This is a genomic window from uncultured Bradyrhizobium sp. (genome assembly GCF_936928535.1).
Taxonomy (GTDB): domain Bacteria; phylum Pseudomonadota; class Alphaproteobacteria; order Rhizobiales; family Xanthobacteraceae; genus Bradyrhizobium.
On record NZ_CAKZHY010000094.1, the window covers coordinates 198,550 to 220,614 of the forward strand.

The 22,065-nt window shown below is 63.6% G+C and carries 19 protein-coding genes, 1 tRNA gene and 1 pseudogene; 9 read left to right on the forward strand and 12 right to left on the reverse strand.

The window, feature by feature from the left end; all coding sequences use genetic code 11:
- Window positions 1-120: 120 nt before the first annotated feature.
- From Q0687_RS17315 to Q0687_RS17340, 6 genes are all read left to right on the forward strand, one after another.
- Window positions 121-738, forward strand: coding sequence for a hypothetical protein (locus Q0687_RS17315; RefSeq protein ID WP_298878906.1), 618 nt, complete (start codon window positions 121-123; stop codon window positions 736-738).
- The gene (locus Q0687_RS17320) at window positions 725-1,099 is read left to right on the forward strand and encodes a transcriptional regulator (protein ID WP_298878908.1); all 375 of its coding nucleotides are present in this window, start codon (window positions 725-727) and stop codon (window positions 1,097-1,099) included. The genes Q0687_RS17315 and Q0687_RS17320 overlap by 14 nt, the downstream gene beginning before the upstream one ends.
- A gap of 30 nt (window positions 1,100-1,129) precedes the next feature.
- Complete coding sequence (locus Q0687_RS17325) at window positions 1,130-1,870, forward strand: di-trans,poly-cis-decaprenylcistransferase (RefSeq protein ID WP_298878910.1); 741 nt, start codon at window positions 1,130-1,132, stop codon at window positions 1,868-1,870.
- A gap of 228 nt (window positions 1,871-2,098) precedes the next feature.
- Window positions 2,099-2,629: a GNAT family N-acetyltransferase gene (locus Q0687_RS17330; protein ID WP_298878912.1), complete on the forward strand. Its 531-nt coding sequence runs from the start codon at window positions 2,099-2,101 to the stop codon at window positions 2,627-2,629.
- Between the two features lie 88 nt (window positions 2,630-2,717).
- A complete protein-coding gene (locus tag Q0687_RS17335; RefSeq protein ID WP_298878914.1) occupies window positions 2,718-3,407 on the forward strand; it encodes a DNA-3-methyladenine glycosylase I in 690 nt (229 codons plus the stop codon).
- Window positions 3,408-3,621: 214 nt separating this feature from the next.
- The gene (locus tag Q0687_RS17340) at window positions 3,622-3,915 is read left to right on the forward strand and encodes a hypothetical protein (protein ID WP_194465094.1); all 294 of its coding nucleotides are present in this window, start codon (window positions 3,622-3,624) and stop codon (window positions 3,913-3,915) included.
- Between the two features lie 48 nt (window positions 3,916-3,963).
- Here Q0687_RS17340 and Q0687_RS17345 read toward each other — a convergent pair whose 3' ends face one another.
- The 9 genes and pseudogenes from Q0687_RS17345 to Q0687_RS17385 form a co-directional block, all read right to left on the reverse strand.
- On the reverse strand, window positions 3,964-4,557 hold the full coding sequence (locus Q0687_RS17345; RefSeq protein WP_298878920.1) for a TadE/TadG family type IV pilus assembly protein: 594 nt from the start codon (window positions 4,555-4,557) through the stop codon (window positions 3,964-3,966).
- A complete protein-coding gene (locus tag Q0687_RS17350) occupies window positions 4,554-5,114 on the reverse strand; it encodes a TadE/TadG family type IV pilus assembly protein (protein ID WP_298878922.1) in 561 nt (186 codons plus the stop codon). The genes Q0687_RS17345 and Q0687_RS17350 overlap by 4 nt, the downstream gene beginning before the upstream one ends.
- Before the next feature lie 9 nt (window positions 5,115-5,123).
- A complete protein-coding gene (locus Q0687_RS17355) occupies window positions 5,124-6,512 on the reverse strand; it encodes a TadE/TadG family type IV pilus assembly protein (RefSeq protein WP_298878953.1) in 1,389 nt (462 codons plus the stop codon).
- 546 nt (window positions 6,513-7,058) lie between these two features.
- Window positions 7,059-7,135 (reverse strand) — tRNA-Arg (locus tag Q0687_RS17360).
- 109 nt (window positions 7,136-7,244) lie between these two features.
- Window positions 7,245-8,312: a diguanylate cyclase gene (locus Q0687_RS17365; RefSeq protein ID WP_298878924.1), complete on the reverse strand. Its 1,068-nt coding sequence runs from the start codon at window positions 8,310-8,312 to the stop codon at window positions 7,245-7,247.
- Between the two features lies 1 nt (window position 8,313).
- Entirely contained in the window at window positions 8,314-11,403 is a 3,090-nt protein-coding gene (locus Q0687_RS17370; RefSeq protein WP_298878955.1) for an EAL domain-containing protein, read from the reverse strand.
- Between the two features lie 201 nt (window positions 11,404-11,604).
- Window positions 11,605-11,932: pseudogene (locus Q0687_RS17375) on the reverse strand (branched-chain amino acid ABC transporter permease); the annotation flags it as partial.
- Window positions 11,933-12,024: 92 nt separating this feature from the next.
- Window positions 12,025-13,761: an EAL domain-containing protein gene (locus Q0687_RS17380; RefSeq protein WP_298878925.1), complete on the reverse strand. Its 1,737-nt coding sequence runs from the start codon at window positions 13,759-13,761 to the stop codon at window positions 12,025-12,027.
- 469 nt (window positions 13,762-14,230) lie between these two features.
- Window positions 14,231-15,196, reverse strand: a complete 966-nt coding sequence (locus Q0687_RS17385; protein ID WP_298878927.1) for a sensor histidine kinase — start codon at window positions 15,194-15,196, stop codon at window positions 14,231-14,233.
- Between the two features lie 45 nt (window positions 15,197-15,241).
- On the opposite strand from Q0687_RS17385, the gene Q0687_RS17390 reads away from it, so the two are divergent.
- Complete coding sequence (locus tag Q0687_RS17390; protein WP_298878959.1) at window positions 15,242-15,481, forward strand: hypothetical protein; 240 nt, start codon at window positions 15,242-15,244, stop codon at window positions 15,479-15,481.
- 155 nt (window positions 15,482-15,636) lie between these two features.
- Here Q0687_RS17390 and Q0687_RS17395 read toward each other — a convergent pair whose 3' ends face one another.
- Both Q0687_RS17395 and Q0687_RS17400 read right to left on the reverse strand, forming a co-directional pair.
- Entirely contained in the window at window positions 15,637-17,013 is a 1,377-nt protein-coding gene (locus tag Q0687_RS17395) for a cytochrome P450 (RefSeq protein WP_298878929.1), read from the reverse strand.
- A gap of 94 nt (window positions 17,014-17,107) precedes the next feature.
- Window positions 17,108-18,343 (reverse strand): LLM class flavin-dependent oxidoreductase, encoded by a 1,236-nt coding sequence (locus tag Q0687_RS17400; protein ID WP_298878931.1) that lies wholly within the window; start codon window positions 18,341-18,343, stop codon window positions 17,108-17,110.
- 275 nt (window positions 18,344-18,618) lie between these two features.
- Between Q0687_RS17400 and Q0687_RS17405 the strand changes: the two genes are divergently transcribed.
- Window positions 18,619-20,028 carry an MFS transporter gene (locus tag Q0687_RS17405; RefSeq protein ID WP_298878933.1) on the forward strand — a complete coding sequence of 470 codons (1,410 nt, stop codon included), beginning with the start codon at window positions 18,619-18,621 and terminating at the stop codon, window positions 20,026-20,028.
- A gap of 140 nt (window positions 20,029-20,168) precedes the next feature.
- Window positions 20,169-21,350 carry a PHB depolymerase family esterase gene (locus Q0687_RS17410; protein ID WP_298878934.1) on the forward strand — a complete coding sequence of 394 codons (1,182 nt, stop codon included), beginning with the start codon at window positions 20,169-20,171 and terminating at the stop codon, window positions 21,348-21,350.
- 10 nt (window positions 21,351-21,360) lie between these two features.
- Here Q0687_RS17410 and Q0687_RS17415 read toward each other — a convergent pair whose 3' ends face one another.
- Window positions 21,361-22,047, reverse strand: coding sequence for an MBL fold metallo-hydrolase (locus tag Q0687_RS17415; protein WP_298878936.1), 687 nt, complete (start codon window positions 22,045-22,047; stop codon window positions 21,361-21,363).
- Between the last annotated feature and the right edge of the window lie 18 nt (window positions 22,048-22,065).

A 22,065-nucleotide genomic window follows, 5' to 3' on the forward strand; every position in this document is an offset into this window, starting at 1 on the left:
GTTGTCCCCGCGGGCGACTTCGCGGCTTGCCTTTACTTTGTGGTGCTGTATACTTTGCGATACAAAGTGACTGGGCGAGCCGGTCCGTGAGCCGGGTGGAGCGGAGTTTTGGCGTTGCCGATGCGCGATCTCGACAAGGCACTGGCCGACATCGTGGCGATCCGCAGTCAGATTGCGGCCGGCACGGCGTTCCGCGGTTACGGCCCGGCCACGATGGCCGCGACCGGCGCGGTCGCGCTTCTGACCGCGATCGCGCAATTCTGGCTGCTCGGGGATCCCACCAGTGAGCCGCTCGGCTTCTTCCTCGGGTGGTTCGTCGCGGCGTCGCTGTCAGGCCTGATGATCTGGATCGAGATGCGTGCGCGTTCGCGCCGTCATCATTCCGGCCTTGCCGACGCGATGATTCATCAGGCGATCGAGCAGTTCCTGCCCGCGGGCGTCGCCGGTGTCCTGCTTGCGGTCGTGATGTGGAAGTTCGCGTCCGAGGCGCTTTGGCTGTTGCCGGGGCTGTGGCAGATCCTGGTGTCGCTCGGCATTTTCGCCTCCGTTCGCTCGCTGCCGCGTAGCGTGGCGTTCGCCGGGGCCTGGTACTTCATATCAGGCTTCGTCGTGGTGGTCCTGGCAAGCCGGACCCACACGCTGTCGCCATGGACGATGGGGCTGCCTTTCGTGATCGGCCAGTCGGTGATGGCGGCCATTCTGTATTTCGCGTCCGGAGACAATGATGTCGAAGACTGACAGCGCGCCTTTTTCTTATGAAGGGCTCGACCGTGTGATCCACGAGAAGGCGCGACTCGGATTGCTGACGTCGCTGATGGCTCACCCGAAGGGGCTCGCGTTCGCGGATCTGAAGCAGCTCTGCGGCCTGACCGACGGCAATCTCAGCCGGCATCTCGCCGTGCTCCAGGAGGCCGGCCTAGTCGAAGTGACCAAAGGTTATGAAGGCAATCGCCCGCACACGACCTGCCGTCTGACCAAGAGCGGTCGCCGACGCTTCCTCGACTATCTCGCAGTGCTCGAACGTCTCGTGCGCGACGCCGCCAAGGCCGCCGGGCGTGAGGCGCCGCCGTTCGGCCGTCTCGGTATTCTCCCGACCTGATCGCCCCCTTTTTTGACCGGAGACTTTGCGATGCAAAGTGACGTCACGTCCCACAACGAAAAGCTTCATGTCGGCATCATCATGGACGGCAACGGCCGATGGGCGACCCGGCGCGGATTGTCGCGTATCCGCGGCCACGAGGCGGGCGTCGAGACGATCCGCCGGATAGTCGAGGCGGCGCCGAAGCAGGGCATCGGCACGCTGACGCTCTACGCCTTCTCGACCGACAATTGGCGCAGGCCCAAGGCCGAGGTCGCGGCGTTGATGACGCTGCTGCGTTTCTATCTCGCCAATGAAGTGCAGAGCCTGGTGAAGAACGGCGTGCGGCTCAACGTGATCGGTCGGCGCGATCGCCTGCCGGACGGTATTGCCAGTGCCATCGCGCGCGCGGAGGAAGCCACCGCAGACGGCAGCACGCTGCACTTACGCATCGCCGTCGACTATTCCGCGCGCGATGCCATCCTCAATGCCGCTGCGAAGGCTGCTGCGCTGACCAGCCTGACCCGCGAAGCCTTCTCGCAACTCGTCACCGGCGAGGCCGGTTTGCGCGATGTCGATCTCATCATCCGCACCTCAGGCGAAAAACGGCTGTCGGACTTCCTGCTCTGGGAGGGTGCCTATGCCGAGCTGCACTTCACCGAGCGGATGTGGCCCGAATTCGACGCGAGCGATCTCGCGGCGGCGCTGGCCTCCTTCCACGGCCGCGAACGCCGCTTCGGCGGGCTGCAGGCCATCATGCCGGAGGAGGTGCCCTCGCTCTCGCGGGCGTGATGCGGAGGCGTTTTTGCTCGCCTACGATCCGGATCAGGTCCAGCTGCTCTACGTCACGCCGCATCGCTGGCCGCCGTACTTCCGCCTGGCCGCCGATCGCCGCGTGACGTCAGGCACAAGGCGTCCCGCTGTTCGCTTTCGGCCGCAAGATTGGCGGTGATGTCCAAGCGGCAAGCGCGCGGCTTCGGCTAGGTCTGCTATTCCAGCAACCTGTCGAGAGTCTCGCGCATGTCGCAGCTATCACCGGATGTCGTCGTCGCGCCGCTCCTGACCGAAGCGGCGGTCAGTATCAGGACCGCCGATGCATCCGACGTCGAGCGCCTCTCCCTCTATTTCACCAGCCTGTCCATCACGGCGCGCAACAAGCGCTTCATGGGCGCGCGTGCGGACGTCGCGTTGCTCGCGGCTGAATGCGTCGCCAAGGTCGGTCATCCCGGCCATTTCACCTTGCTCGCCGAATTCAGGCAGCAGGAGGGGCAGAGCACGATCATCGGCGAAATGCGCTACGCCTATGATGCGGCCGCGCGGTACGGTGATTTCGCCATCTCCGTTGCCGATGTGTTTCAGCGCAAAGGTGTCGGTCTGCGAATGATGAATGCGATGGAGCGGCGCGCGGGCGACCTCGGTCACGAGATGATCGCGGCCGAAACAGCGCGGACCAACGCCGAGATGCGCGGCCTTGCGAAGAAGGCGGGGTTTGCGGATACTGGCCTCGGAGACTGGCAGTCAGTTCATCTCGCAAAGCGTCTGTCACGATAGTCGCGGTTGGGCAAAGCTTGAGCGCGCTGGGGCTGGACCGGATCGCCGAATTCTGCTGTCGTGGCGCGCCTTCAACGCGGGTGATCGCATGCCCTCCTTCAAGACCATTCGTGCCCGCGCCGAGAAGCGCAAAGGTGGGCCCAAGGCGCTCGAAAAGCTGATGCCCGACAAGCCGGACTTGAAGGGGCTGGCAAAGCTCGGCGACGACCGCATCCTCGCCGAGATGACGAAGCGGGTGTTTTGCGCCGGGTTTGCCTGGAGCGTGATCGAGGCGAAGTGGGACGGTTTCGAAGACGCCTTTCTGCGCTTCCAGCCGGCCAAGCTCAGCTTCCAGCCGGAAGATTATTGGGAAGGCCTGCTGCGTGATGCGCGGATCGTGCGCAACGGCGCCAAGATCATGTCCGTGCGCGAGAACGCGGCCTTCGTGCAAGAGATCGCGAAAGAGCACGGCAGCTTCGGCAAGTTTCTGGCGAAGTGGCCGCCCTCCAACGAGGTCGGCCTGCTCGATCTCCTCGCCAAGCGCGGCTCTCGGCTCAGCGGCAACACCGGCCAGATGCTGCTGCGATTCGTCGGCTGGGACGGCTTTGTCACCTCGAAGGATGTCGTCGCCTGCCTGCGCGATGCAGGGCTCGACATTGCCGAGGAGGTCAAGTCCAAGGGCGATCTGGCCAAGGTGCAAGCGCAGTTCAACGCCTGGGCTGACGAGACGGGTCTGCCCTACACCTATCTGTCACGCATCTGCGCGCTTTCGGTTGGCGAGGACCGAAGCGGGGATTGAATCCGACGACCAGCGTCCCGGCGGCAATCGTGGACATCCTGTGGCGACCTCGCGCCATCGGCGCGGTAGAGGCCGCACGCGATCACGATATTCATTTCGCAGGAACATTTGTGCGCAGCACCCGTTCGGAAGTTTGAGCCAGGCAATCCGGCGCAGGGAACAGGCGCGCTCCGGCTCAATTCCACGAAACTCGAACGACAGAACGGAGCAGCTCATGAAGCTCACATCCGAACAGGTGAAGCAGACCGTCAACCAGCTCGGCGCCCAGGTGCTGCCCGATGAACACCCCGCCATGCCCCAGCTCAACAGCATGTTCGGCGAACACACCTTCTTCGTCGACGAGATGGGCTTGAAGGTGCTCGAGCCAACGCCGTCGCTCAGTGCGGAGCGACAGACCGGCGAAGTCGTCAGCCTCGCCGACTGGAGCGACGCGGATCTGACGCGCCTGATGGCGCACGAGCCTGAGCCGACCGGCGTGATCGTCGTGTTCGAGCATGTCAGGCACTGAATCTTGCGAGGACGGGGGGCGCATGCGGCCCCCGTCACTCCGGCGTCGTCACGACGTCGGACAGGACGTCGTCGGGACGGGCGGCGTCGACCCGCTCGTGATGGTCGGGACAAAGTTCGTCTGGCGCGGGTACAGGTAGTAGCTGTCGCGGAGCACGACCGTGCCGCTGATCGTGTAGCCCAGATTGGGCGTATAGGCATACGTCGTCTCGCCGAGGATGAGTCCGCTCGTGGTCGGCACCCCCGACAGGGATGTCGGCAAGGTGACCGTAGTTCCGGCGGTCCTTGCGGTGCCGTTGAGCGACTGGCTCCAGACCACCTTGGCCGTAATATTGTCGCCGGTCGGCTGCACCTCCGAGACGGTGACGACGGCCTTGGAGATGTCATAGGGCGAGAGGATTTTCGACGAGGCGCCGAGAATGCCGGTGACGTCGCTCGTGGTCACGCACTTATTCTGTGACAGGATGTCGGCGATGGTATGCACCGTCGCCGTGACCTTGACGTTGATCGAGAGTGCGTTGCCGAGCTCGACGCCACCCATGCAGAGCAGCAGCATGAACGGCAGCACGATGGCAAACTCGATCGCCGCCACCGCATCTTCATTGGCTCGGAATTGCCTCAGGCGCAGGGACGAGCGGGTCATTGATAGGGCTCATTCTGGAATGCGGCGGTCGCCGTGATCTGGCGGTTGCCGTTCGGCAGGTTCGCCAGGGTAAAGCCGAGCGGTCCCATGAAAACAGGCCATTGGTAGATGACTTCCAGGACAACCTTGTCGGTCGGGCCACCCGGACTGTAGGGCCAATTGTTGGAGACGGTACCGTCGGCATTGAAGGTCAATGTCGGTGCAGCCGCGCTCATCGCCGACCAGCTGCTACCGGACTGGACGCTGATCAGCAGATTATTGCAGTTGAAGATGATGCGGACCTGCGAGCAGACCAGGGTCTTAAACTGGGTCTGCGTCATCCCGGCCGCCTGCACCTGGCCGGTCATGACCTGCCGGGCGGATTGCTGCACGACCTGCTGCAGCAGCTGCTGAACGAAGAAGACCATGAAGATCTGGATGATTCCGACCAGCAGCGCGATGAAGATCGGCGCGACCAGGGCGAATTCGACCGCGTTCGCGCCATTCTCGTCGTTGCGGAACGCTGCGCACGTCTCGTGAAGGCGTCGCTTTCCGGATGCTGCTCGCAGCTGAGACATGACGTCAACTCAATTGGTCAGGTGAGGGGCCGTTTCCACGACCTTCAGGAACAACTGCTTGAGCGCGTCGGTAATGTCGCCGCCCGACTGCACGTCATAGAACAGGCCGGGCGATGCGCAGGATTGCAGGTTCTGTGCGATCTGTCCGGTCTTGGAATCAGGACTGTTGAATGGCGCGATATAGGAATTGTACCAGCCGGCGCTGGTGCCTGTGATCGGCAGGTATTCGGTATAGAGAACCGCGATGCGAATTCCCCGGTTCTTGATCGTCGTGCAGATCGCCGTGTTGAGGGGCTGCTGGCAGCGGTATTTGGAGCCGTTGGCAAGCGGCGTTCCGCTGCAGGACGAGCTCAGGGTCACCATCTTGTCTTCAACGCCGTCAGTGACGAGGAATATGACTTCCTGGGGCGTATCGCCGGTCTGGTTGGATCCCCCGCCGGGAAGTGGCATGAGCGCATTCACGCTCGAAAGGCCATTCACGATGTCGGTGCCGTAGTCGGTGCTGATGCTGCAGCCCGAGAGCACGCAGTTCTGATGGTCGACCTGGAGAAGCGAGATGTTGTTGGCGGCCTGGGTTGCCGCACTCGACAGGTCGGCGGACGGCAGCCCCGATGGCGCATAGACTGTGTTGAAGCCGTAGTCGAACGTGTAGATCGCGGCCTTGTAGGTGTTGTTCTGCGTCGCCTCGGTCTGTTGGGCCGTGCTCATCAAGCTCGCGGTCGCCTGGGCCACGAGGTCGATACGCAATGTGACGTTGTTGGTGCGTGCAATGCTGAGATTGTCCTTGGTCGAGGAGTTTGCGCCGGAGTCCTTCTCGGGATGCGACTCGTGGCAGGCGAACGCGCAGTTCCTCGAGCCGGAGGGCTGGCTCGCGGTCGCGGTCGTCATCTTGGTGATGTCGTTCGACGTCGCTGCGATAGCCATCGACGGCGAGTCGTCCAGCAGCAGAAAGAAGTTGATGTTCGGCGCGCCCGACGCGCTGGCCGTCGATGAGCCCTTGATCGGCCACGCGGGTTTGCCGAGCAAGCTCGGGAAGGCGTTGGTGGAGTTGGCCGTGTAGGTGACGGTCGCGGTACGCACTAGCCCGATATTGCCGACGGTGATCGTCACCGCGGGGCTCCCTGTCAGGCCACTAGCAATGGCGTTTGCCGTCGCGTTGAAGATATTCGTGGCGGTCGTCTGGGCGACGGTCGTGCTCTGGGCCATCATCGTCGGGGTCACGGCCGCGATCGCGGCGGCATCGGCGGCGGCGTCCAGCTGCGATTGCCGGCGCTGCGCCTGCGTGTAGTCGAGCGTCATGCCCAACAGGTAGACGGTCGGGAACAGCAGGATCGCGAATATGACGGCAACGTTGGCCTTGCGATCTCTGGCAAAACGACAAAGCGAGGCGCGCAGCATGATCTTCATCCTAATCGCCGTTAACCCCGGCACAGGCAATTCCCCGTCAATTCAGGTGTCGTGTGCCGGAAGAGGGCGGATCGAGCAGACTCCGCCTGTCCCAGGGCAGGGGAACTTTGAAGGCTGGCGTTTAAGTAATACTTACTTGCACTGCGTGAATCCGGAGTCCCGAAAGCCGCCAATGTCGGATTGAAGCGACGCAATTAACCGGCCGTAAAGACGTCACGATAAAACGGCGGTATCGCGCGCCCGAGCCCGCGGATTTACGTTGGATGCGCCAATGGCCGACGGGATCACACCGGCGTGGGCAAGCCCAATCGCACTGCGAGGTCGGGCGGTGGAAGCCCTTGCTGCAATAAGAGCAGATCGAGAGAGGGCGGCTCATGCTTCGTCAAGATCGAGAAGCATGCATGGATGTGGCCGCGATGGTAGGTCTGATAATTGAACAGATGAAGGAGGATGTCCGATTGAGCGCACGCAGCAGCCAGCGCGCGGCGTCCGTTACCGGAAGCTCAGGCGAGAGCCAAAATGCTTCGTGAGAGAAAATGGCGCGCCCGACACGATTCGAACGTGTGACCTTTGCCTTCGGAGGGCAACGCTCTATCCAGCTGAGCTACGGGCGCCAACGAGGCCTCATTTAGCCTAACGGCGGGGGACGGGCAACCGGTCTGGCCGCGGCAATCGTGCCCGATCCGCAAAAGATCGCCTCGAAACAACGTGATCCGGTCGCCCTCAGGCCGATTTGCGCGGGGCGAGGCCAGGAACTGACGCCATGTCCAGCCCGAGGCCTGCAAATTCGGCCAACATCCGTTCCGAGCAGATCACGCGGTTGCGGCCCAACCGCTTGGCGGCATAGAGCGCCTGGTCGGCCGCGCCCAGCAGGCCGTTGGGGGTGCCGTCGGCCTCGCCGGGAACGTGACTGGCGACGCCGACACTGAGGGTCACGTGGTCGCCGGCGCCGTCGGCGCCATGGGTGATCCGCAAGGCCATGACGGCGTGGCGGATCTCCTCGGCGATGGCGCAGGCATCGTCGCTACGCATCTCCGGCAGGATCAGCGCAAATTCCTCGCCGCCATAGCGGCTGGCAAGGTCGAGCGGACGCATAGCATGGCGGCTGACGACGCGCGCGATCGCGCGCAGGCACTCGTCGCCGCTCTGGTGGCCGTGCTTGTCATTGAACAGCTTGAAATGATCGACGTCGACGAACAGCAGCGCCAAGGGCTTCTGAGTCCGCTGCGCGCGGGCCCATTCGCTCATCAGCATCTGGTCGAACGAACGGCGGTTCGAGAGGCCAGTCAGGCCATCCTTGGTGGCGAGCTCCTTCAGCGCCATCTCCGCCCGCTTCTGGTCGGTGAGGTCGCGCAGCGTCTCCACCACGGCGATCAGATTGCCGGCCTCGTCATGGATGGGGCCGGCGTCGATCGCGAGATAGAGCTGGCTGCCGAGCTTCGGCATCACGCACCAGTTTTCCGCGGAAAAGCCGAGCCCGTTATGGCCACGCGCGGCATATTCCGGATAGAATTCCGGCAGCTGTTCGGGCTGGTCGAGCGCGACCAGGTCCGCGAGGCAAGGGCGCTTGGTCTCGTAGAAGGCCTGCCAATGCTTGGTAGTGCCGATCACCTCGGCGGCGGCAACGCCGGTCAGCCGTTCGCAGGCCTTGTTCCAGATCACGACGCGGCGCTTCGGATCGATCACGAAGGTCGGCACCACCAGATGCTGCATCAGCCGCACCGCATAGGAATCGGCGACGTCGACGGTCTTGGCTGGCGTCTTGGCGGGCGTCTTGACGAGCTTTGTCATCTCAGGCCACCGCCGCCACAGGCATGGCATCGCCAGGGCCGAACAGCTCGCGGACCTCGGCGGCCGGCTTCGGCCTGCTGAACAGATAGCCCTGCATTTCCGTGCAGCCGAGCGTGCGCAGCATCTCGCGCTGCGCTTCGGTCTCGACGCCTTCGGCAACCGTGGTCATGTTGCTGGCGGAAGCGATGTTCACCACCGCCTGCACGATCACGGGCGCGCCGTCGGAATCGGCGATGTCGGCGACGAAGCAGCGGTCGATCTTGATCTTGTCGAACGGGAAGCGCTTCAGATAGCTCAGCGAGGAATAGCCGGTGCCGAAATCGTCGAGCGCGATGCGCACGCCGATCGAGCGGAGCTGGTGCAGGATGGAGAGCGCCGCCTCGTCGTCGCGGATCAGCACGGCTTCGGTGATCTCGAGCTCGAGCCGCCGCGGCTCCAACCCGGAGGCGGCAAGCGCGCCGGCAATCCGCAGCGCCAGCGTGTCGCATTTGAGCTGCACCGGCGAGACGTTGACGGCGAGACGGACATGGGCCGGCCAGGTCGCGGCCTCGTTGCAGGCCGTGCGCAGCACCCAGTCGCCGAGCTCGTTGATCAGGCCGGTATCCTCGGCGATTGGAATGAACTCGGCCGGCGATACCATGCCGCGTTCGGGATGGCGCCAGCGCAGCAGCGCCTCGCAGCCGGAGACCACGCCCGAGTGCAAATTGACCAGCGGCTGGTAGTGGATCTCGAAGCCGCCATTGACCAGCGCCTGGCGCAGATCCTGCTCCAGCGAGAGGCGGGCCTTGGCGCTCGCATCCATTTCCGGCACGAAGAAGCGGTAGGTGCGCCGCCCTTCCGCCTTTGCGCCGTACATTGCAAGGTCGGCATTCTTGATGAGCTGGTCGAGATCGGCGCCGTCCTGTGGCGCCATCGCGATGCCGATGCTGGCGTCGGTGGACAGCTGGTGGCCGAGGCAGTGATAGGGGCGGCGGATCGCTTCGTGGATCTGCGTCACGAAGGCGAGCACGTCGGTGGACGATTCGATTCCGGTCTGGATCACGGCAAACTCGTCGCCGCCAAGCCGCGCGATCAGGTCGCCCGGCTTGAGGCAGGCGCGAATGCGGCCTGCGATCGCCTTCAGCAGCTCGTCGCCGACATGGTGGCCGAGCGAGTCGTTGATGCCCTTGAATTCGTCGACGTCGATATAGAGCAGCGCGAACTGGGCGCCGCCGGCGACCTTCTCCAGCTCGCGCTCGATCTGCTCGCGGAACAGGGCGCGGTTGGGCAGGTCGGTCAGCGTGTCGTAATGCGCCATATGCGCGATCTTTTCGGCGGTCTTGCGCTGCTCGGTGACGTCCTCGATGACGTTGATGATGTAGCGGGGATCACCGGCCTTGTCGCAGATGCCGATCCGCTTCGAGATGGTGTGGCGCTGGTCGTCAGTCGGGGTCTTCCAGCTCTGCTCTTTCTGCAGCAGCCGTTCCGGCGATTGCAGCACGCTGTCGTCGTCGCGCGTGACGACGTCGGCGTCCGCTTCGGGCAGGATATCGGCCGCCGTCTTGCCGACGATCGTCTTGCCGCCATCCCCGAAGAGCTCTTCGGCAATGCGGTTGACCAGCAAATAGCGCCGCGTGTGGACGTCCTTCACCGTGATCTGCGAGGGGATGTGGTCGATGATCTCGCGGAGGAACGTGTAGTTGCGGTCGCGCTCCTGTTCCAGACTGCGGCGCTCGGTGATCTCCTCGATCGTGGCGACCCATCCGCCCTGTGCGAGCGGGGTGTTGATGACCTGGAAGGCGCGCCCATTGGGCAGCTGATGCGTCATTGTCGCGACGTTGCCCTTGGCGACGCCCCGCATGACTTCAGCGCAAAACTCCTCGACATTGCCGCTGAACGCGTTGCGTTCCTTGCGATGGTACATCGCCTCGCGGATATGGCAGCCGGGCTTGATGACGTCGTGAGAGAGGCCGAACATGTCGGCATAGCGGCGATTGCAGGTGACGATGAATCCGTCGGCATCGTACAGGATCAGCCCTTGCGACATGTTGTTGAGGGCGGTGTCGAGCCGAAGCCGTTCCGCCTCCAGCCGCTGCTGGGCTTCGCGGTTCTGCCTGATGATCTGGCGGATGATCATGAAAAGGATCAGCGCGATCACCGCCGCCGACAGCGTCGCGGTGATGACCATGAAGCCGGTCTGCTGCCGCCAATCGGCCAGCGCGGCCGACGTGGTGTTGGTGGCGACGATCACCAGCGGAAAATGATTCAGCGATACGGCAGAGCCGAGTTTCTCCTCGCCATCAACCGGGCTCTTGACGCGAAGCGTGTGCTGACCGCCGAAGGTCAAGACCTTCTGCATCAGCGGTGCGTTCCTGTAATTTCTGCCGATCATCGATTCGACGTTCGGGTAACGCGCCAGCATCACGCCTTCGCGGTCGAACAACGAGATGGCGGCCCCCTCTGCCAGCGCGACGGAGGCGAAGTAGCGTTGATAGCTGTCAGGATCGATTCGCCGGACCATCGCGCCGACGAAGGTGCCGTCCGGCAGGCTCAGCCGGCGCGCCACGACCGTGGTCCATTTGCCGATCAGGAAGCTGCGCACGGATTCCAGCAGCACCGGCTCCGACATCGGATTGGTCTTGAAGGTCTGGAAATAGGCCCGCGAGGAAATGTTGATCTTGGGCAGCGGCTGGGCGCGTGACCAGGAGATGATCTCGCCGTCGGCGTCGTAGATCGCGATGTCGCCGAGATAGGAGACGGCACCGATCCTGCTCCGCAGCATCCGGTTGGCTTCGGGCCCCGACATACGCTCGCGGAACATCTGCGGCGAAGTGATTTCGGGCAGATGCATCTGGCCGATCAAATCGGCCGCGACGACGTCGGAATCTTCAAACTGCTGATCGAAGTGCCGCGCGATCAGCTGCACCGTGTTTTCCAGCTCGCGCGCGCGGTTGGCCAGCGTGCGCTCGCGAAACTCGCCGACGGCCATCGCGGTCACGCCGAAGATGCCGGCGACCAGCAACATGCCCGACAGGGTCAGCCACAGGACGGGGCCGCGCCGCATGGCGGCGTCCCAGCCGCCATTCGCGGCCCGGAACGTTGCAGCTGCCATCCCTGTAAAAAACTGGCGCATCCCACTCCCCTGGAGGATGAGAAATACTACCGACAGATGGCGCAATGCTTAGGAAAGCCGGTTACCCATGGCTTAAACCGTTTGCGGACTTCTACTGATATCCAGCAAAGCAGGAACCGGCGTTGCGTCGCGGTTGCGCAGCGCCCGCGAGGCACGCTGCGCCGCATCGTTACCAGAAGCCTAATGCGAGGCGCCCGCACTCTTGTCGCCACCGCCGTGACGCAGCCGTCCGGCCACGCCGGTCGGGAAGAATACACGCTGGCAATGAAGAGTAGCCCGAGCCAGAGCAGCCAGCGGTCGGGATGAAGCAGCCCCGGCAGCAACGGCAGGCCGCTTCGCTCGCGGCCTTGGAGGCGACGCCCATGAGGGATTGCAGATAGTTCTGGGCGAGGATGAAGATCGTGGCGCCGATGATCGCGCCGTAGATCGTGCCCATGCCGCCGATCACCACCATCAGGAGAATGTCAACCATGATGGAGAAACTGAGCGAGGTGTCCGGGCCGGCATAGGCACAAGCCTTCAGCCTTCGCCAATCTGCTCCCTGGGGTGATGGGTCCTGGCTTTCGCCGGGACGATGGCGATGATTTACGCCGTCGCTCCCTACCGCCGATACGCGCTCGCCCGCGAATAGCCCTGGCGGTTTTGCTGCGTCGGGCGGGCGGACACGCTGGCGCGGGATTCGCTGGAGGCGGGGCTGGCGAGCTTCAGCTCCTCCAGGAAGATGGGTCGCGCGAAATAATAGCCCTGAGCGTAGCGGATCTTGGTCGCGGCCTGGAGATAGGCCAGCTCCTCATAGGATTCGATGCCTTCGGCGATCACCGTCATGCCGAGCGCTTCGCTCAAGGATTCGATCGCCCGCAAAATGCCCTGGTTGCGCGGCCGCTTATGGATGTCGCTGATGAAGGAGCGGTCGATCTTGATCTCGTCGGCGGTGATGTCGGCCAGCGCCGACAGCGACGAATAGCCGGTGCCGAAATCGTCGATGGAGATGCCGACGCCGAGCTTGCGGAACATCGGCAGGATCTCGGCCTGGAAGTGGTTCTTGGCGACGAAGGCGTCTTCCGTCACCTCGATCATGAAGCGCCGGGGAAAGCCGGTGTCATCGAGGGCCTGGGCGAAATTGCGCATGAATTCGGGGTTGCCGGCCTGCTTGGCGGCCACATTGATGCTGATGGTCGCATCCCCGCCGAAGGTCTCGTTGATCAGGTCGATCGACTTGACGATCTCGGCGAGCACGAGATGGGTGAGCTCGTCGATCAGACCGAGCTCGCCCGCCAGATTGATGAACGAGCCCGGCGCCTGGATGACACCCTCGTCGTCGCGCAGGCGCACCAGGGCTTCGATGCCCTTCACCTCTTGCGTGCGGATGTCGACCTTGGACTGGAAGGCGCAGCAGAAGCGCTTCTCGAGGATCGCAAGCCGCAGCGACTGCTCGATCTTCATCCGCGCCAGCGCCTCGCGCTCCATGCCGGTATCGAAGAAGGCGCAGGATCCCTTGCCGTTGTTCTTGATGCGGTACATCGCGATGTCGGCATTCTGGCGCAACGTCTCGAAGCTGCTTCCGTGGTCGGGATACAGGCTGATGCCGACCGACGTTGAGGCGAACACTTCCGAATTGTCGATGAAGAAGGGCGCCGTCAGCCGCTCCAATGTCGCTGTCATGAATTCGGCGACTTCCTCCTGGCTCTGGATCGGAGAGAGCAGCAGCAGGAATTCGTCGCCGGAGATGCGCGACAGCATGTCGGACTCGCGCAGGTCTCGTCCGAGCCGTTTCGAAAGCTCGACCAGCAGTGCATCACCGACGGCGTGGCCATAATAGTCGTTGATGTGCTTGAAATTGTCGACGTCGAGAAAAGCCAATGCGAAGCGCTCGCCGCTGCGATCGCGGGCGAGCAGGCTGTTGGCGCGATGCTCGATCACGCGCCGCGAGGGCAGGCCGGTCAGCTCGTCGAAATAGGCCGAGCGAAACAGCTGGTCCTCGAAATTCTTCTGCTCGGTGATGTCGGCGGACGCCGAGATCAGGAGCTCGCGGCCGGCGAGCTGCACCGGTCGATGGGTCGTCAGCAACACCTGGCGTGCGGGACCGTCGTGATGCGCTTCTTCCGAGACGACAGCCTGTCCGGCCCTGAGCGCACGCTCGCAGGCCTCGCGGCGCTGCGCCAGATCCGGCGACGGACGGCTGCCGTCCATGCCGAGCTGGGAGGCGGCGACATCGTTAACCAGCAGAAGCTTGCCTTGCGCGTCCTGCACGGTGAGACCGGCAGGCAGCATTCTAACGATTTCCTTGAGAAATCCGAGTTCGGCTTCACTCGCGCCGTTATATGCGTTGTCGTTCATAGAAATCATGAATCTTCTTGTTCAGCGCGCCTTCGCAATGGGCGCGATCATGCGCGGTTCCCTCTTAGGTTTGGTTAAGGGGTCCGCAGAAATACGGGGGTGTTCTGGGAGAAACCTGTGGCATTGCGAGGCGCGCCGTCGATCGTCATTAACAGAAGGTCAACGCCGCTTGCGAAAGCGCAAGCGAAGCGCGCGGTTCGCTTTCGTTTGCAACGATGGAAATCGCGCGCCACGCCGTTCTCCTCGAGGTGAGGCCACGCATTTGAGGGCGTGTTCCCCGCGGCACATCCTTCGAGACGCCCGCCTCCGGCGGGCCCTCAGGATGAGGGCTGAGTGTGTGGCAGCTTTAGCGCGTACGGATGCCCGTTTAGCCTCATCCTGAGGAGACCGCGAAGCGATCGTCTCGAAGGATGAGGCGTGCACGCAGGTCGTTCAAGATTCCCACCAAACGTGTTGCTTTCACAGTCGGCTACTCGCTCTTGGGAATGCGGCACTGCATGGTGCAATGCAGCCCGGTCTTCAGATACGAGATCTCGGTCTTGCCGTCGAAGGCTGATAGCGCCGACTTCAAGAGCTTGGTCCCGAAGCCGGGCGAGGAGATTTCGCCAATAGTCGGCCCCTCGGTCTCGTCCCAGGTGATGTTCAGGCGATCGTCGGTGATCGTCCATGACACCTGCAACAATCCGCGCGGCGAGGAGAACGCGCCGTATTTGCCGGCATTGGTGGCGAGCTCGTGGAACATCAATGACAGTGTCACCGCGAGCTTGGGCGGCAGGAACAGCCGGTCGCCGTTGAGGCTGAAGCGGACATGGCCGTATGGGCCGAGCTCGGAGATCAGCAGATCCCGGATGTCGCACCCGCCCTTGTCGATCCGCGAGATCAGATCGTCGGTTGCGGCCAGCGAGCGCAGCCGCGGGTCGATCCGGGCCCACACCTCCGGCTGGTCGTGCAGCACCTGATGCAGCACGGCGTGCACCGTCGACAGCTTGTTCTTCAGCCGGTGCTGCAGTTCATCGACCAGCAGCTTGCGATACTTCTCCTCTTCGATCAGCCGTCTGGAGATTCGGCGCTGCTCCGCCAGCATCGTCCGATAATGCTCGACGCCCCAAATGGTCAGCGCGCAGACGCCCCAATAGAGCGTGAGCAGCACGAAGCGCGAACGATCGGCAAACGCATCGCCGAAATTCAGGACGACGCCGAGCACGCCGCCGACCAGCGCGGTCACGATGCCGACGCGAAATCCTCCGAAGGCGGCTGCAAAGAACACGGCGGGGAAGTACGGCGTGAAGTAGACGTCGGGGCGCACCTGCGCGAGCCCCCAGCGCGCCAGGGTCGACAGCAGCAGGCAGACCAGCGCGAACGCAAGGCTCAGGCCGAGCGATGGCGTCGCCACGCCCTGCCAGCCCTTGCGGAGCTCGTCGATCAACTTCCCCATGCGCAGCCCGGTTGCGAGTGACGTCCGGAAAACGACAGACGGGTCATGATGTTACGCATCCCGCATGCGCAAGCAAAGCCTCGTCGCGATCAGGCGAGACGATTGGACGTGGCGGCGACGATTGTCGCGGAAACGTCATCGACCGGTGTCTGCCATTTGGCGTCAAATCATTCAGCGGGATTGGATTATCGGACTGCGGAAGTCTTCGTTGCCGAAGGTGCCAAAATTGTGATCTCAGGCCGGCGACTACCGGAAGGCGAGGCGGCTCCGGAAGAGGTGCCGTAGGGTGGGCAAAGGCGCGCTCTTCGCGCCGTGCCCACCAGCCGTCTCCATGTGAAGAACGTGGGCACGGCGCTGCGCGCCTTTGCCCACCCTACGAAGCTGAAAGTGCCGCAGTTTCTGATCCCGGCTCGCGCTTCGCGCGTCCGGGACACGAGAAATCACAACGCCTTCAGCCGCACGTTCAACCCATCCCGCGGCTTGGGGATCGGCCACATCTGCCATTGCGGCTTGTAGCCGGGCTCCAGCGACACCTCGATGTTCTGCAGGAAGTGACGCGCAAAGCACTTCGCCTGCATGTAGGCGAAGTGCAGGCCGAGGCACATATGCGCGCCGCCGCCGAACGGAATCCAGGCGAAGCGATGGCGATTGCGCTGGGCGTCCTCGGTAAAGCGCAAGGGATCGAAGCGATCTGGCTCCGGCCAGATATCCTTCATGTGATGCGTGTAGAGCGGATTGACGCCGACCGCGGTGCCGGCGGGAATCGCATAGCCCTTGAAGCTGAAATCGCGCATCGCACGCCGCGGCATCGAGGGCACCGGCGGCTTGATCCGCAGTGCTTCCTTGAAGGCCATTTCCGTCAGCGGCATCTTTTCGAGATCGTCGAAGCTGCTGGGCGCGTCCGGCGCGAGGCCGAGCGCGAGAACCTCGGCGCGCAGCCGGCTCTGCCAGTCGGGATTGGCGGCGAGCTCGCCGATGAAGGACGTCAGCGACGAGGTCAGCGTGTCGTGCGCGGCCATCATCAGGAAGCTCATATGGTCGATGATGTCCTGGTCGGACAAGAGCGCACCATCCTCATGGGTGGCGCGGCAGAGATGCGAGAACAGATCATCGCCGCCGTGATTGCCGCGGCGCAGTGGAATCTGCTCGCGGAAATAGGCGATGATGCGTTTGCGTCCCCTCACGCCTGCCGCCATCTGCGTGCCGGGCAGGGGGCGGCGGATCGGGGCGACCGCAGCCGCCACCATGTCGACGAAGGCGCGGTTGATCTCGTCGACCTCGGGCCCGATGTCGGCACCGAGAAAGGACGTCGCGGCGAGATCCAGCGTGAGCTGCTTCATCGCCGGATAAAGCTGCATCTCTCCGGGCTTGGCCTTCCATTGTGCGACGCGCGCGGAGATTCCGCGATCGAGGTCGCTGAGATAGGACTTCATCGGCCCGGACTTGAACGCGACCGACAGCGCCTTGCGATGCAGCCTGTGCTCGTCGAAGTCGAGCAGCATCAGGCCGCGCGGAAACAACAGCCCGAGCACGTTGTTCCAGCCATGGGTCGACGAGAACAGCTTTTGCTGGTCGAACAGGACGAGCTCGTTGGCCTCCGGGCCGAGCAGCACGATGTTGGTCTCGCCGAAAATATGGGTGCGGTAGACCGGACCATATTTGGCGCCGTTTCGCTCGATATGCCCCTTGGGATCGGCGAGCACCTGAAACGTCTTGCCGATGATCGGCCAGCCTTCGTCGCCGGGGATATGCGTCAGCTCGTTGCGTTTGGGCGCAGTGTACTGAAGCGCTGACGAGGCCACATTCTGCATCGACATGACGATTGCTCCGGATGGCTGACCCCGACGATATAGCACAATCCTGATAACGATGGTGCGGCGGTGTCGCCACACATGCCATCGTCGTCCCGGCCTACCGCTTCGCCGCTTCCTTCTGCAGATCCGGCGCGTTGACGGCGGGAATGGCGACGCGGCCGGGGCCGGTCACCTTCAGCGCCTCGGCGGCCTTCTCGTTCTGCATGATCTTGGCCATCACGGCCTGGCCGGCCCGCTCGAAGATCGCGCGGTTCTCGATCACGAATTTTTGCGACTTGCGAAGTCCGTCGATGTAGCCGTTGATCTCAGGGACCACGTAGCGCGCCACCATATCCCAGCTTCGGCGCGTGGCTTCCGGATTGGCCCAGTCGTGCACGAATCCGATGATGGCGCCGACGCCGCCTGAGACTTCCATCACGTTCTTGATGGTTTTGACGAGATCGTCGGGCGTGCCGATGGTGGAGGCAGCGCCCTCGACGAAAGCAGTCTTGTCCACGGCCTCGTCGGGCGATGAGAACGCGGTGAGGCCCGGCCGTTGCAGCGTGCCGACATTATACTCGTTGTGCCAGCGCATCAGCCCGGCGCCGGCTTCTTTCCGTGCCTGCTCGCGGCTCTCGGCGATGTGGAAGGTCAACAGTACGCGCCAGTCGGCGCGATTGACCGTGGTGCCGTGCTTCTTGGCGGCATCCTCGGCGAACTGCCATTGCTGTTGCAACGACATCAGTCCCTGCGTCGTCATCGAGCCGAGCGAGATGATGCCGATGCCGTATTTGCCGGCCAGCGTCATGCCCGACGGCGAGATTTGCGAAGCCACGACGAACGGCATCTCCTCCTGCAACGGCAGGAGCTGGAGCGCGGCATCGTTCATGGTGAACCAGTCGCTCTTGGCCGTGACACGCTCGCCGTTGAAGAGACGGCGGATCACCTCGATCGCCTCGTCCTGGCGATCGCGCTGCGTCATCGGGTCGATGCCGAGCGTATGTGCGTCGGACGCCAGCGCGCCGGGACCGGAGCCGAAGATGGCGCGGCCGCCGGTCATGTGGTCGAGCTGCACCATGCGCTGGGCGACGTTGAAGGGGTGGTGATAGGGCAGCGAGATCACGCCGGTCCCGAGCTTGATCCGCTTGGTGCGCTCGCCGGCGGCAGCCAGGAACATCTCGGGCGAAGCGATCATCTCCCAGCCGGAGGAATGGTGCTCGCCGCACCAGAACTCGTCATAACCGAGCGCATCCAGTTGCTCGACCAGATCGAGATCGCGCCGGAACTGGAGCATCGGGTGCTCCCCGATCGGGTGATGCGGGGCAAGAAAGGCCCCAAACTTCAGGCGCGCCATGGCGTTCTCTCCAGTTGATTTTTTGCTTGTTGGGTAGGCGCAAGGCTACGTGCCCAATGCCACGAACGCAATCGCGCGATGTCCCGCGCGACGGAATGCAGGCATGCGCGGCCGCTGCCTCTTCTCCCTCTCCCCCGGAATTCAAACCGCGTTTGAATTCCGACCGCTCTCCCCCATGAGGCGAGGTGAAGCCCGCGAAACTTACCTACGAGGTAATCGCGACGACCTGCGTGGTCTGAAATCATCGGAGGTCCGAAATCCCGGAATGCCGACCGATGCATCAAATCGTCACAAAGCCCGTCGATTCGACCCGCCGCTGGTGGGTGCTGGCGATCGTCGTCGCCGCGCAGTTCATGTTCGGCGTCGATGCCTTCATCGTGAACGTCGCCATTCCCACCATCGCGGTCGACCTGCACGCGACGCCGGCACAGATCGAATCCGTCATCGCGATCTATCTGATCGCCTACGCGACGCTGGTCGTCACCGGCGGACGGCTCGGCGATATCTACGGCACCAAAAACGTGTTTCTCGCCGGCGTGGTCGGCTTCACCGTGACGTCGCTGTGGTGCGGCCTTGCTCATTCAGGCGTGGAGCTGATTATCGCCCGGCTGGCGCAGGGCGCCACCGCGGCGATGATGGTGCCGCAGGTGCTGGCGACGCTGCATCTGCTCTTCACCGATGGCCAGCGCAGCCGCGCCTTCGGCATCTATGGCATCGTGCTCGGGCTCGCGGGCGCTGCCGGCTTCCTGCTCGGCGGACTACTGGTCACGATCGACCTTGCCCACACCGGCTGGCGTTCGGTGTTCTTCGTCAACGTGCCCTGTGGTCTCGTGATCGCGGTTGCGGCGTGGCAAATCATGCCGAGCGTGCCGCGCCGGCCGGGCACAAGGCTCGACATCGCCGGCAGCGTGGTGCTGTTCGCAGGCCTGCTGTGCCTGATCGGCCCGCTGCTGTTCGGTCACGATGTCGCCTGGGCGCCATGGCTCTGGGCGGTGATGGCAGGCGGCGGCGTGATCCTGTTCGCATTCGTGAAGCTCGAGCACGCCGTCGCGCGTGCGGGCATGCCGCTGATCGATCTGACGCTGCTGGCGGATACGGCGTTCCTGCGCGGGCTCGGCGCCGCCTTGTTTTTCTTCGCCGCCAATCTCTCGTTCTATCTGATGATGACGTTGTTCATGCAGCGCGGCCTGAAAATCCCGCCGCTCGCGGCCGGCCTTGCCTTCATTCCGCTGGCGCTCGCCTTCGTCGTGGCCTCGCGCCACAGCGCCGCGCGGGCGAAACATCGCGGCACCAAGGTGCTGCTCGAAGGCTGCGCGTTGCAGGTCGCGGGCCTCGCCGCGCTCGCGCTTGTCGCAAGCTTCATCGATGCGCCAACGCCGATGGAACTCGCCCTCGTCATGCTGATCTTCGGCTACGGCCAGGGCATGGTGATGGCGCCGCTGTCGGGTGCCGTGCTCTCGACCGTCAAGCCCGTCGCCGCAGGCTCGGCGTCCGGCATGTACGGCACCATTGCGCAGATCGGAAATGCGGCCGGAGTGGCCGCGATCGGCGCGGTGTTCTTCGCAATCGAATCGTTGCAATCAGTGCGCGCAGGATTTCTCGTCTCGCTCGCGCTGTTTGTGACATTAATCATGATGTCAGCCGCATTCCTGACGTGGATGCGCCGCGCGTCTGCACGAAGTTGAGGCATTGCGGTTAATATTTGCGGATTTCCGCGGGATTTTGCGGGATTCCGCGGGATCGGCAGCCCACGGCCTTTTCATTTTGCACTGCAGCAACTATCTGGTCGGGTAAACGTTGAAAGCCGCCCCACCAGGAACTTGCCGTGTCGCTAGCCAGAAATGTCGATCTGTTGAGACGTCTTCCAAGGATGGACGGTCTGCGTCTGCCCGACTTCGGCGCAAGCGCTGACGCGTCCAGCCCGCTGCAGGAGATCACCGGCTTCGGCGACAATCCCGGCGCCTTGCGCATGTTCGCATTCGTGCCGGCGCAATTGCAGAAGCCTCGCGCGCTCGTCGTTGTGCTGCATGGCTGCGGCCAGACGGCAGCTGCTTACGATCTCGGCGCCGGCTGGTCGACGCTCGCGCGACACTACGGCTTTGCGCTCGTCATGCCCGAGCAGCAGCGCATCAACAACGGCAACACCTGCTTCAACTGGTTCAATCCTGATGACACCGCGCGCGACAGCGGCGAGGCGCGTTCGATCCGCGAGATGATCGCGCATATGGCGCAGACGCATCGCATCGATCCCGCGCGCATCTTCATCACGGGCCTTTCCGCCGGCGGCGGCATGACCTCGGTGATGCTCGCGACCTACCCTGAAGTGTTCGCGGCCGGCGCGATCATCGCAGGACTGCCTTACGGGATCGCGTCGAACCTGCGCGAAGCGCTCGACGGCATGTTCCATTCGCCCGAACGACCCGAGCGCGAGCTCGGCGATTTCGTGCGACGGGCGACCAACCATCGCGGGCCCTGGCCGAAAGTGTCGGTGTGGCACGGCAGCGCCGACCGCACCGTCAATCCCGGCAATGCCAACGAGATTGTCAAGCAGTGGCTCGATCTGCACGATTTGCCGGTGACGCCGATGGCCGAGACCGTCATCGACGGTTATCCGCGGCAGGCCTGGTGGAACAGCGACGGCGAGACGCTGGTCGAATCCTACGCCATCACGGGCATGGCGCACGGCACGCCGCTCGGGCTCGCCGACAACGATCAGCGCTACGGCACCGAAGGCGCGTTCCTGATCGAGGCCGGCATCTCCTCGTCCTATCACATCGCAAAATTCTTCGGCCTCACCGGCTGGATTCAGGAGGCGAAGAAGGCCGAAGCAAAGCCCGCCGCTCCGGCAAAGGCCGCCCCCGTGCGCTCGCCGGCGCCGCATCTTGCCCGCACGATTCGGGTGAAGGTCGCCGAGGAGAAGGCCGCGCCGAAGCGCGAGCAGGGCCGCGGCTTCGATCTCGGTCAGATCATCACACGGGCGCTGACCGCCGCAGGCTTGATGAAGTAGCGCGGCGCGCTCACATCTCGCCGGTGATGAACGGATTGGTCATCCGCTCTTGGCCGATGCTCGAGCCGGCGCCGTGGCCGCAGATGAAGCCGACGTCGTCGCCGAGCGGCAGCAGCTTTGTCATGATCGAGTTGATCAGCGTGGCGTGACTGCCGCCGGGAAGGTCGGTGCGTCCGACCGAGCCTGCGAACAAGACGTCGCCGACATGGGCAAAGCGCAGATCGTTGTTGAAGAACACCACGCTGCCGGGCGAATGGCCGGGGCAGTGCAGGATGTCGAAGCTCAAGCCCCCGATCGACACGGTGTCGCCTTCGTCGAGCCAGCGGTCCGGCGCGAAATTGCGCACATCAGTCATGCCGAAGCGCGCGCCGCTCTCGACCACGTTGTCGAGCAGAAACTTGTCCGCGACATGCGGGCCCTCGATCGGCACTTTCAGCGCATCGCGCAGATCCGCCGCGCCACCGACATGGTCGATATGGCCGTGGGTCAGCCAGATCTTCTCCACGGTGACGCCAGTTTGCTTGATCGCGTCGAGGATTTTCGGCACGTCCCCACCGGGATCGATCACCACCGCTTTCTTGGATGGCTCGTCCCAGATGATGGTGCAGTTCTGCTCGAACAGCGTCACGGGGACGATGATCGCGCCAGCCTTCGGCGCTTCAGGTTTGGCTTGTTGGGTGTCGGTTTGCTCGGTCATGGCGCCACAATGCCGATT